Genomic DNA, 12717 nt, shown 5'->3' with positions numbered 1-12717 from the left:
AAATTCGATCTATTAATTATCATAAAGATAAATTTTTATCCTTTTTTATTGCTAAAAAAAGTCTTCCTTGTAAAATAGATAAGATCTTCGGAGAATATCTATGAAAGCAAAAACGGAAGTAACCTCCTCTCCCTCGTCCTATAAAGTTATTTTTTATAACTTTAAAAGTGATACCCTTTGGTCCCACAGCGCAGTCGAGGCAGAGACTTATTTAAGTGCACACCCCATCACTCATTTTAACCCACCAGTTAGTAATGAATTTCATGATCCTGATGACAATGCCACAAAGGCCTTGGAACTATGGCGGAACATTATTAAGCCCATGGTTGCAATAAATATGGCTTTTGGGGAGCAAGAAAAAGAATTAAGTCAATACGAGTATTCTTCTGTGGAGGTTCCGGTTAGCAAAGAGCAATTTGAAAAGGCACAACGCTGCATTACCCAACAAATTGCTGAGGGAAAAAATGGATCAAGCTACTATTCCGTTTTCCGAATCCTGGGAAGATCTTGTGGGGAAAGCTCTCAAGAAGTCTTGGAGGCAATCACCGAAAATACCCCCGAAGCAACATTAGCTAAACGTAACTTTTTTGAAAATATTGCCGTATGGCCACAATCTCATTTCCAGCGAGCAGAAAGAGTAGGCAAAGCACGACAGCAATGCTCTCAACCATCAATACAAGCACCAATTAAGGAAGGCTTATTTGCTCAACCGAAAAAGTTAACTGAGGCCTCTAAAAAAGGGACTATTAAGGATAACATGGAAGTCGAACGATTAACCTATTTTTAATGGTTTGGATTATAGAGATTGCTGTACTCCATCCTGATAGCCATAATTTACATTTTCGCTGTCCCTTATGACAGCGAAACCAATTATATTATAAAGAAGTTGACGTTTTGCCAAAACCAAAACGCTCTCGTCTTTCCTGATGGGCTTGTAAAAACTGCCCCATTATAGTTTTCATACTAAAAAATCCCTGGATTGATGACTTAATCTGGTAATTTGATAATAAATCTTGTTGAGCTTCTTTTGGCTCCAGATTTTTACGGCTAGCTGATATTTTTTTAGCATTTTCAAATGAATGAGTAGGCCATATTTTCCCAGTTGCAGCAAACTTCGTTTTTTCTTCAGGGGTAGCGATGCTCTCTAACAAGAGAGACTGGTGTCCTGCGCAGGAGTATGTATTTTTTGTTGCAAAAACAGAATACTTTCGATGGCCTTTTGCGGCCTTTTCTTTTTCTTTTCTGGCAACTTCACTCGCTTTGTCAAATTGCTCTTTGGTTACTGGTACTTCGGTTAGCTCATGGGGATATTTTTCAAGTTCCTCTGGTGTTTCAAGATCCATGTCAGTATATAGCATTCTTTTTGCGTTAAAAAAAATTACCCGCATATTTGCGATTCCATCGTCTGGATCACCTAAACTGGGCAACGGCTCCCTTTTAGGGTAAATACTAAAGTAATTATCACTGGAAACAGATTCTTTTTTACCAAGTATAGTGGCACTGTGATCCCATCCTTGCCCCAAAAATTTAACGAAGGTAAGAACATAAGGATGGTCATCCGGTTTCTGTGAAAATGGAGTCTCTTGGTTTTTTACAGTCGGACCTTCACCTTGATTATCCTGCGGAGTTTTTTGTTTGTTTGTCTCTGGCATAAATTGACCTACTTTTTGATTATGCTATTAGCATGTACTAAATGGACAAAATTATAACGAGCAAAGATTAAGGAATACTGAAGAAATACGGCTTGTGAATAAAATTCAAAAAATAAATATCATTGCAAGCTGGCAATGGCTAATTATCAGCATCTAGATTGGAGTGTTCTCTTTAGAGAATACTCCAACTTAATAAACGTCTTATATAAAATTATTTTAGTTCCCACGCCCCTCTTAATAAAATATTAATCTATATGTGCTAATTATTAACAAATAAAACTCTTCCATTTTCCGGGTCTAACAATGCCGTTTTTATATACTACGAAGCGCATTAATTTTGGTGTCAAACCTAATTTAGATCTTCAACGGCATGAATATCACCGCACACTCCGTCAGGCGCTTGAATTATCGGCAACAAGCTATTCTTATCAGAAAACAAATCAAGGAAGAGATTATCAATGGGATAATATTGCTCCAGAAGTGGCTCTTGTTATTATTCAGGATGCAGAGAAGCAAGGAATTTTCATTAAAAAGGAAGTGCTTGGTAATTTCAATTCCAACCAGCAATTTAATAACATTGTTTTGGATAAAATCCTTGCAATACTCAATAGTAATTCAGATTATTTGTTATTCACGCAAAAATTGGCTTTGCATCTTACCAATAACCAAACAACCACACTTAGTCTTGAAGTATTAAAATCGGCCGGGATAACAACCATTGAACAATTCGATGCTGTTTATAGTGAATTTTTGCTTCAGCAAAAAAAACTAAGCAAAAATTTTCCAAATTTTGCCAAAATTAAAGATCATGATGATTTTCAACAACTACTGGTTTTTTTAGCCAATAACCCTTTGTACGATAAATTCTTAAAGTCTTTCATGGAAAGTCTCGCCAATGAATTTAATCAAGCCAGAAATAAAGAGGATCATCTACACTCACCAGCAACAATTAGTAAAAAATCATTATCCGATTTTTTGGCAGCAATTAGTTATGGGCTTGCCTTCAACTCATCCGACACTGTACTGAAAAAAAATACTTTATATACAAAAATAATAGAGGGCACACTGCATTACACAGTAATAACGCCTGATGGGCGCGAAGTAACTGATACAATCCAATCAGACCAGGCTGGTTTTGCCTTTGATCAATATACTTGTGAAGAAGAATTAAGAGCTATTTTACCCGTCATGCTGCAGATTACAGCAAAAAGAGGGCATACGAGCGATGTTGCTCTTGATAGCACTTCATCGCTAAAAAATAAGGCAATAGCCTACCTTTCTGGCGAATATCAACATGATTTATTTTTATCTCACTTACCTTCGCTAGATTTGGTGAAAGATGAAGAGCATACATTTTGTATTTACCATTGGTTACAGCAAGGTAATTTATCCCGATTTAAAGATCATATAGCCAACAATGCTTGTCAGCGTTATTACAGTGAACTGGATCAATTCAGTAATCAAGTTAAAGAAGTCATTGATGATGAGATATTTAGCTCAGTGAACGCCGTAGCTACATTGATGAAGGAAATAGTCGCTCTCATTGCATCGCTCGATGCAGATTCTCAGGAAAAAGATAGCGAATTAGATCAAAAAATAAGTCAATTAATCCTATTTCTAAATGAAATAAAAACCTACTACTCTAAAACACCTTTACTAAAACCAGGCGAATCACTCCCTTCTACAGCAGGAAATTTCGCTGAGTTTGTCAGGAAAATAATATTTAATTCAACCTATGATAAAGTAATTCAATATGTCACTGATCAAACGGATCAATCTAAGGCATGGAAGATAGATCTTCTTGAAGTCATTAATGCCTTAATGGGAGGGCAGAAGTTTTTTTTCGTACGAGAAGCAAATAAAAAAAAGCTGACTCAATTACTTACTGACAAAGATGGTAAGAGCATACCTACCACCGTGGTATTCAGAGATTCGATGAAAAAACATATTACCACGCAATTAAAGGCTAATACCCATCATTATTACACCCTCCGTAGTTACGAAAATGATAATTTAACCCCTCATCAAGCACCTGTTACCTTCCGCGGGGGTAATTTAACCGATACATTGGAAGAAACCCAGTTACTTGCCAAAAAAATCACCAAAAGTGGCGAATTTTCCGCAGACAGCCATTTGTTAAGCGGACAAGAAAATAATATTAAAAAACACGAGGTCCGCTCTGGCACCGCAGCGACTTTATTTGCTACTACCGGGGCAGATGGGACAAGAGCAGCCACTGATAGATTTGATATTGCCTTGCAATACGGTGGCGATAAGGATATTAAAATCCTCTACATTTTGCGTGGCAAAAAAGGAATTAATCTACATCCCTATTTGGATCCTATGGGAAAAAATAAGCTTAGTGAGACTGCTTATACACATATCCACCCCAGTGATTATGTGATGACCATTCTTTATGATAAAAATAATACTATTCTCGATGTAATTCCTGGAAACCTGACAGGTGAAATCCACGGTGTCAACGACTTAACAAAAAAAGTAATTTTAGCAGGTCTTGAGTTTTATAATATAAAGCATAATCCTAATTATGCAGGCACGGTTAAATTGCCAGTTCCTCAAGAACAGGAAACACCTCGAGCACATACCCGCAAGTCATTAATAGAAATTCTTCAATCACATAAAACGACTTCAACATCAAATGAGATTACTAACCAATCAGGTAGTGTGAGAATAAGGCGCAGCCAGACTACTGACGGCTATAAACGGTTACATCTGGATAACCTTCTTACAACCACAAAAACTGTTTCTCATGACGAAGAGTCCGACGTCCTTCCCAAATCACCATTTAAATATATTCCTGGAAAATTGGCTGAAGTCAAAGCTGAGGCGAATAGACATTATAATATGCGGCATATTCTGACACTTAAAAATTTTAGTGGCTGGAGTGAGCAAGAAAGAAAATTACAAGAAGCGCATAATCGTATATTACAACCTGGATTTATGTGGGGAAATATAAGCGAGCAGTTAATGCACGCTAAAATTGCAAAAGCTGAATGGCTAACTGATGTATTGGCACCTAAACCAGAAACAGCACTTTTTCTTAACATTGCCGCGTGCTTGATTACTGAATACCGTGTGGATATAGAAGACGTCAATGAGTTAGCGAAATCCCTGCATGATTCAATTTATGAAAAGCATGTGCTTGAGCTTATAACTATCGAACAAAAGATACTACAAGCTTTTGACATTTTGGAGAAACAAGGTTCCTACCAACAATGTTTGCATAAAGCCAAACTTAAAATGACAGAATTATATCCTGCACTCGAAGAAAATTCTCAGACCTACCTTCATTATTTAGCTTCTTGTTTAGAAATTGAAAAAAATATAATAAGGAAACAGATGACAAACCAATTAATGTCAGAATTCCTTGATAAGTATCTAGATGAGCATGCTCAATTATTCAAAATCAAGAAAAAAACAGTACACCCGCTTGCCGATAACCGAGATTTTGTTTTTTTAGGACCGGCAGCCAGTGGTAAAAGTACCATTTCAAGCCAATATATTTCGCATGAAGATAGAAAAGATTATGTTTCTTTAGCCACCGATGATTATCGAGGAATCCATCTGCCATTCACTGAACGTTTTGAAAAACAAGAAATTGAGCAAGTTTTTATCCGTACCCAAGATTCCGCGTTTTTAATTAGTGAGCTTGTTGAAATGCGCATGGCGGCAAAAAAATCTGAAAGAGCTAATGTCATTGTCGATGCGGTAACTTATAAGCCCTCACAACGAGCACTGGTAGAAAAAAATAAAAATTCCATTATCGTCTGTGCCTGTCTTGATGACATGGCAAAAGTGGTTAGGCGGTCTTATGAACGAGCTCTCAGTGAAGATGCTGGCTCAGCTGATAAAGGTCGTTACGTCAACACCAATAGTTTACTCGAAATGCACAAAACGGCGAGTCTCAATTTAATAAAGTACTGTGCCCCAGACACCAGAATTGCCTTCTACGATACGAATATTCCACGCGGTGCAATACCTCCTTTAATAGCAACTGTTGACACCCATGGAACAAAATCTATAACAATTTGTAATGATAATGGAGCGTTACTAAGGCTAGCTTCTTTTTTTAATAAATCACGAGTCAATATCGGTGCTAAAAGCGACGATAGCCTTTTTTTCAAAAAACTAAAAAATGCTGAGTTTCAAATTGACTCATTATTTACTGTCATGGACTTCGGTTATAAAGTTATCCTGAATGGTCAGAATAATGTTCCTTACTTGACCGTAGAAAAAGGAACAAATGGCACTATTATTATGAATATTTTAGATTTTTCTCAGCTTAAGACAAAATTGTCTGAATCTTCAAAACTGGAAAATAATTTACTGAAAATGATTTTACTTTATGGGCATTATGGCACACTTAAAGAAGTCCATAAGCAATGCCTGCTCCATGATAATAAGGTTGACTTGTTAGTTGATAAATTACTAGAGTCCTTACCTGAAGAGAAAAAGAGTATACAAACAACGCTTGCATAAATTTATGAAGCAAGATGGGTTAGATAAAATTAAAAAATTCAGCTGTGCCTAAGCATAGTCTCTTTTGTAGGGAGAAATGCATGAGAGTCAAAGAAAAAATAACTATTTACCGAGTACAATATAATCAATTTATCGATGAAATGCGCTGCTTTTTTGATAAAACAGAGGAACCAATTGAAAAAGCTCATCGCCATGAAGTTTTTGATACGTTGTTATTGTTAGCAACTTACTCCACAGCAGCAAAATTTGATGCCGAACTTCATAATCTTTTACCGCTTGAAGAAAATAATCTACGATTAAAATCGATGTGTCAGAGGTTACAAGAGCTCAATGGGGTGTGTACCTGTACGCTAAGCGATGAGCATGAGATATATCAAGAACTCTTCAATGGCGTTAGTTTTCTAAACTTTGACAAAAAAGACATTTTACGTCACAGGTTAAGTCAGCAAATTACTGAACTAATTTTAGAGAAAACAAATACACATTCAGTAAGTTTAAAAAATTACTAATAAATTGCTCTACAATCAGGCCGCCTTATTATAAAGAAATGATTCGCTAACCTAATCTTATCTTCCAGCACTTAACCATTGATCTGCTATTTTTTCTTGCATACAATCGATTGCTAAATTTATTTAAGGAAGAGTATGTTAGGGAAAATTTGCTTGGTTGGTCTCACCTCTTTTTTGGTAGCTACCCCCTGTTTTTCTGGCTTTTATGCCGGTGCAAGTGTCGGCCCAGAAGGCGCTCATTTTGTCCAAAAAGCCTTTGTCAGACGTGTCGATGTAAATCCGAGTCCCGGCACTACAGCAGCTCAAGGGTCGTTTAGTGTGGTTGATAAAAATCGTTTTTCCGGAGTGGGAGTTTTTGGTTCCATTTTTGCAGGTTACGGTTACAAATATAACCAATATTATTTGGCCGGCGAAGTCAATGGCAATCTTAGCTCTGTAAAGTATCAACTCACTAATGATGAATATATCCATTCAACTTTTGCGAAAACTTATTTCACCATAAAACATAGCGAGGGGATAAGTTTACTACCCGGGTATTTTCTCTCCGAGTCCACTTTATTTTACGGTCGCATAGGTTATGCAAATGGACGATTAAAAATTTCTGAATCCGACCCAACTATACGTAGCGCGACCAAAAACCGTAGTGGCATTCGCTATGGCTTAGGTATCAGACATGCTCTAACCCCACGTTTGACTCTTATGATGGACTATAGCCAAATCAATTATCAAAGCATAACCGGTAGTGTAGTTGAACCCTTTGGCATGGTTTATAAAAAAACAAAAATCACACCTAACACAGCTCAAGTAGGCTTTGGCTTAATTTATAATTTCGACCAACCTGAAAACGTGTTTGTCAAATAATCCTGCTAAAACTCGGAGAAAATCATACATTAATTATATAATGCAACATTTGACCCCTTCCCGCGCAGGCGGGAAGGATCATATACATTACAACTCCTTATCCGCGTATTCTATCAGCGCTTAGCCAGTGTATTTAATTCAAATTCATTTATTTGCTGAATTTTGATAAAAGAAAGCAAGGTCACAAACATCATTGTAAATATAGTGAGTAATGCCATTGAACCGTATATTTCCATATAATTTGAAGCACCAAAAGGATCAACTAATTGGGTAAGACCTTGGATTCCATAAATCGTTACCGCTTCCCGCCAAAAATTTTTAGAAGAAAACAACGCTTGTTTTTCTTTTCTGACGACATCATATTTTGCAATATAGAATGCAAAAAGTTGATAGATAATATAAACAACCAAAAACCAACCAAAATAATTTTGTAAAGGGACGCCAAAATATTTGCCACCACCTTGCCATACCCAGAGAGAATAAACGGTTGAAGCCAGAGGGTCCATACAAACATCCCACATTACCATTATGAATGCTGCTATAAAGGGCACCAGAAAAATTTGCTTCCCTGCTAGTCGTGCACCATACTGGCCAAGAAGTATATGAGCCAAAATCCACGAAGCGTATCCTGTACCAAAGTAAGCGAACATAATAACAATCGGTACTTGAAATAACCTTGGACCAACCAGTTTGTCATAATAATAATGACCAAACGGGAATCCTGTTTGAATACTTAAAGCCTCAAAAAAATGACTGACTAACCAGGTAATGATAAAGAAAATTATTAAATTTTTAATGCCGTAACGTTCCTTACCATGTAAACATACGGCGATAAAAATGGAAAAAACAAGAATTATAGGTAGAGCAACAACAGCAAGCGGGCCATGCCAAACAGCAGAAAACAAAGTAGCCAGAAAATAGAGTAGAATTACTCCCCATCTTATCCCACTTCCCAAGTCCACCGTCTTTTGAGTTTTTGTCATACCATTTCCCTTACATTAGTGGTGCACGCCAGCCACCATGAATTTGTTCTAAACGTTCAGCAATCGCTAAAGCATTAGTATCCCTCCAGGGTCGGGCAGCCACTTGTACTCCAATAGGCAAACCATCAAAAGAGGTGCCACAACGTACCACGGCAGTTGGCCAGCCGGTTAAATTGTGCGCCATTGCATAGGAAAAATCACTAATTTCCTTGATACCGATACCATGTTTTTTGGCAACTGTGGGGAATACGGGACTTATTAACACATCATAATTTTTCATGAAAAAAAGCATTTCTGAGCGGAAACGATCAATAGCAACCATTCGCTCATTTAATTCCATTACTGACAATTCACAAAGTTCCGCTTGACGAACAAATTCCTGTAATTCCCATGAAAATTTATCGACACCAAGGTTATGTAGGAGTGTTTTAAAACCTAATCCCCTGTCGCCACCAAGAAATAAATCCCAATGGAGATTAAACGCCTCACCTATGCAAAAAGGACGGTCTTCTGTTACTGAATGTACATCAGACTGTAGAGAAAGAGCCGCCTCCCTCACTGTCTTTTGAATCTCCTCATTCACTGGAGTAAAACCATTTTCAGTAAAATAAGCAATACGAAGTTGCTCAAGCGGAACAGCAGATAAGATATCTACAGGAGGCGTATAAGGATGACAATCATCCGGACCAGCAATAACAGTTAATCCAAGAAGAAGATCTTTAACCGAGCGAGCCATAGGGCCATAACTAATCATCGAGCTAATCATACCCCAAGCATCTCCCCCGATAGAACCAGTTGGCGGGATACGACCATGAGTTGGTTTTAACGCTGCAATGCCAGTACAATGAGAGGGTTGAACGATACTACCACCACCATCCGAACCAATGGCTAAAGACACACCGCCAGCAGCTATCAAAGCTGCCGATCCACCACTACTTCCACCCGACGTTTTGCTGAGATCGTAAGGATTATTTGTACGACCATAAATGAGATTGTCCGAATCACCGCCACGACACATCTCTGGCACATTAGTCAATCCAACAATAATGGCACCTTCGTTTTGCAAACGATTAACAATTGTCGCATTTTCAGACGCTACCCCAGCCTTATACCAACCAGGAGACGCAGCCGAACAAATTAGCCCTTTTATTTTTAAAGCGTCTTTTATAGCAATGGGAAGACCGGCTAATTTTTTTAGAGGTTTTTTATTGGCAATAAGCGCGTCGGTTTGACGAGCCTCATCAATACATTTCTCGTGATTAACCCGTTGCGTCAATGCATTGATTGAAGGATTAATGTTATCAATCCTGTCTAGATGAGCCCGCATAATCTCCTCTGCGGAAACTTGTTTAGTTTTAATTAATTCAATAATTTGAGTTGCACTTAAGTAATAAAGGGAATGCACTTTAGAGCCTCCTTGCCTTGCTAAAACGCTTTAATTAATCCTTAATGCTTTGATTATTATGATTAAATAAAAAATAGACAATAGCCAAGAGGTTATTTTTAAAATTCTTATCATTTATAGAGGCATAAGCACTTGAGATTTACTGGGCTCTCTTGTTTCCATCTCTTCTTTTTCTGAGTGTGTCCCAAAATTTAAGGTGTGAGCACGCAAGGCAAAAATTAAAGAACTAACCATGCCCACCGCAATAGACACGTTTATCACTGTTGGTGAATCCTGATAATTATCATGCAAGCTCATTTCAATCAAAGCCAACATTAGCAGGTAACCTATGCTTTTTCGCCCTTTATCCAAACCAGAGAAAAAACTCCATGTCACTTCAAACCAAGCGCGAAAAGAAGACGGTTTTTCAATACTTGCAGAAACATGAACTTGAATTAACCTGTCTACTAATTGACTCACGTGTTCCTGAGGATAATCACTGAATGCCGGCACGACATAATTTAGTGGCTGCTCGACTGGTTTAGATTGTTTAAGCACTGACTTTATTGTCGTAGCCAAGAGAATTAAAATTCCGGCAACGATACTACCAATCAACAAAGCAGCAGGTACAGTACTAAAAAATACAGTAGCACCAAGAATTATTTTATTAACAAACGCATAGAGTCGTAAGCCTTCTTTCAATCCCTTTAATGTTTTGTTAAAGCTAGAAATTGCTTTGGCGTCAAGCTGTTTACTAAGCTCAATAATTTCCCCGAAAATATATTCATATTGATTATTAATATCCATATTCCCAGCTACAATATCTAACGTTTCTATTTCTTTTTGTTTTAAACGCAATTGAATGAGTAGGCGATCGACTGCCAGACTGCGTTGATGCTCATACTCTTCGTAGATACGTGTAGCAATAGAAATCATTGCAAAAGCTACACAGCAAGTTACCATGGGAATAAACGCCGAGGAAGTCACCGAAACAAAAGTCAGGATCCCCACATAGAACGCCAAGCCTTCCGCAAGACCCGTATAGGCGGCGGATAAATAGGCACTTTTTTGTTCGACAAGTGATTGATCTTCAATTTGGTTATAGTATATTTCAAGATTCAGACACTGGTCATTATCACCAAATGAGGTTGGGTTGAGTTCAGAAATTTCTTGTAGAAGCGTCGTTAGTCTCTTCTTCATTTCTTTTCGGCGGTTATGCATCTGCTGATACCAGATGCGATTTAGTACAGATACTGCACCAAATGTTAAACCAAGCGGCATTACCAGGTGATTTAAATTTTGCGCACTAAAAAAAGTAGCTATTTTTAGTGTATTACCGACCCCTCTATTTGTCTTTTTTAATTCACTAATAGCACTACGGCAGTAGGGCCAAAATGATGAGACCGTCTGTCTAAATGCACTTTTAGTATCGTCATCTTTTGTACTGTTAAGCAGCGATAAACTCACAAAAACCGTTGACTCAATAAGTGCAACGGCAACACCTGTAGGTGTCAATAACCAATTATGAATTAATTGACTGGATGATTGGCCAGCGAATAAAACATCAAAAAAATAACGCATGCTGCCATAAGTACTAATCTCTGCATCCAATATTCCATAAAGAGCATAAATGCAACCAATTTCATGCATTTTTCGTGCAAATTTTACATGTTGGGAAGCTGAACGCTTTAGGGGTAAGTTGTTGCGAGAAGGTTTTTTCTTCGTGATGGATTTTGGTATTGGAATTTCGTCATTATTGTTAATTACATCTTCTATTTTTTTTTTCATCTTAATTTTTTTTAAGATCTAATGGCGCGGTATTCTAACCAAGAAGGCTTATAGAAACATTAAGTAAAGTAAGTAAAATAGGATATTAATAATAGAAACCCTATCGCAATTCTTTTGCAATCATCATTTTTTTAAAATTTTTATAAAACTTTACAAGCTTTAAAATTAATTACGATGGACTTAAAGCCATTGCTATATTTAAAAATAGACAGCAATAAATTTGTAAGGATATTCACATGCCTAAAAACCAAATTTGCATAGGGACATCAGGTTGGGTCTACTCAGGTTGGATAGGTAATTTTTATCCAGAAAAAATCAAACAAACCCAAACATTACCTTACTATGCCGAAATATTTAATTCGGTAGAACTTAACAATAGTTTTTATCAGATACCTAAAGAGAAAAATATCAAGAAATGGCTAGAATTAACGCCAAAAAATTTTATCTTTTCGTGCAAAGCGAATCGTTATATTACACATATGAAAAAACTACAGGATACAACCGATAGTGTTGCAAGACTTCTCGATGCTTTTAGTCATTTTGAAGAAAAACTAGGACCCATTTTATTTCAGTTTCCCCCTTATTGGCCTATTGATCTTCCGTGTTTACAAAAATTTATTGAAAACTTACCTCATCAATACGCTTATACGTTCGAGTTTCGTCATAAAAGCTGGTTTTGCGAGTCTCTCTATGAATTGTTAGATACACACCAGATGGCACTTTGCTTTTATGATTTCAAAACTTATCAATCACCACAAATTGTAACAAGTCCTTTTATATACATTCGTATGCATGGTCCTAATTTAAAACCCTATCAGGGAGCCTACGAAGATCAAACCTTATTAGAATATGCCAAGAAGATTAGTGATTGGCAGAATAATGGAAAAGCAATTTATTGTTATTTTGACAATGACGAGAAATGCTGTGCGCCACAGGATGCACAACGACTAAAAAAAATAGTGATGTAAAGTCTATGTTTGGCCGACGATCGTTGTTCTTCTATTAATCTAAATTTTCAATTTCATAAAATTCAACCGAAT

The 12717-nt window shown here is 37.1% G+C and carries 9 protein-coding genes; 5 read left to right on the top strand and 4 right to left on the bottom strand.

Features of this window, described 5'->3' with window-relative positions:
• Window positions 1–100 precede the first annotated feature (100 nt).
• Entirely contained in the window at window positions 101–787 is a 687-nt protein-coding gene (locus tag PXX05_RS01915) for a hypothetical protein (protein ID WP_275089364.1), read from the top strand.
• Between the two features lie 88 nt (window positions 788–875).
• Here PXX05_RS01915 and PXX05_RS01910 read toward each other — a convergent pair whose 3' ends face one another.
• The gene (locus PXX05_RS01910) at window positions 876–1652 is read right to left on the bottom strand and encodes a hypothetical protein (RefSeq protein WP_275089363.1); all 777 of its coding nucleotides are present in this window, start codon (window positions 1650–1652) and stop codon (window positions 876–878) included.
• A gap of 303 nt (window positions 1653–1955) precedes the next feature.
• Here PXX05_RS01910 and PXX05_RS01905 point away from each other — a divergent pair, with 303 nt between their 5' ends.
• From PXX05_RS01905 to PXX05_RS01895, 3 genes are all read left to right on the top strand, one after another.
• Window positions 1956–6152 (top strand): ATP-binding protein, encoded by a 4197-nt coding sequence (locus PXX05_RS01905; RefSeq protein WP_275089362.1) that lies wholly within the window; start codon window positions 1956–1958, stop codon window positions 6150–6152.
• A gap of 80 nt (window positions 6153–6232) precedes the next feature.
• Complete coding sequence (locus PXX05_RS01900) at window positions 6233–6661, top strand: hypothetical protein (RefSeq protein WP_275089361.1); 429 nt, start codon at window positions 6233–6235, stop codon at window positions 6659–6661.
• A gap of 135 nt (window positions 6662–6796) precedes the next feature.
• The gene (locus PXX05_RS01895; protein WP_275089360.1) at window positions 6797–7522 is read left to right on the top strand and encodes an outer membrane protein; all 726 of its coding nucleotides are present in this window, start codon (window positions 6797–6799) and stop codon (window positions 7520–7522) included.
• Window positions 7523–7635: 113 nt separating this feature from the next.
• Here the strand turns inward: PXX05_RS01895 and PXX05_RS01890 are convergent, their stop codons facing one another.
• From PXX05_RS01890 to PXX05_RS01880, 3 genes are all read right to left on the bottom strand, one after another.
• A complete protein-coding gene (locus PXX05_RS01890; RefSeq protein ID WP_275089359.1) occupies window positions 7636–8505 on the bottom strand; it encodes a carotenoid biosynthesis protein in 870 nt (289 codons plus the stop codon).
• Between the two features lie 10 nt (window positions 8506–8515).
• Window positions 8516–9910, bottom strand: a complete 1395-nt coding sequence (locus tag PXX05_RS01885) for an amidase (protein WP_275089358.1) — start codon at window positions 9908–9910, stop codon at window positions 8516–8518.
• A 114-nt stretch (window positions 9911–10024) separates the two neighbouring features.
• Complete coding sequence (locus tag PXX05_RS01880) at window positions 10025–11677, bottom strand: hypothetical protein (RefSeq protein ID WP_275089357.1); 1653 nt, start codon at window positions 11675–11677, stop codon at window positions 10025–10027.
• A gap of 236 nt (window positions 11678–11913) precedes the next feature.
• Between PXX05_RS01880 and PXX05_RS01875 the strand changes: the two genes are divergently transcribed.
• On the top strand, window positions 11914–12645 hold the full coding sequence (locus tag PXX05_RS01875; protein WP_275089356.1) for a DUF72 domain-containing protein: 732 nt from the start codon (window positions 11914–11916) through the stop codon (window positions 12643–12645).
• The last annotated feature ends 72 nt before the right edge of the window (window positions 12646–12717 follow it).

The sequence above is a fragment of the Legionella cardiaca genome (assembly GCF_029026145.1).
In the GTDB taxonomy this organism is placed as follows: domain Bacteria; phylum Pseudomonadota; class Gammaproteobacteria; order Legionellales; family Legionellaceae; genus Tatlockia; species Tatlockia cardiaca.
The sequence above is the reverse complement of the archived record's forward strand: the minus strand, read 5'-3'. Positions and strand labels throughout refer to the sequence as shown.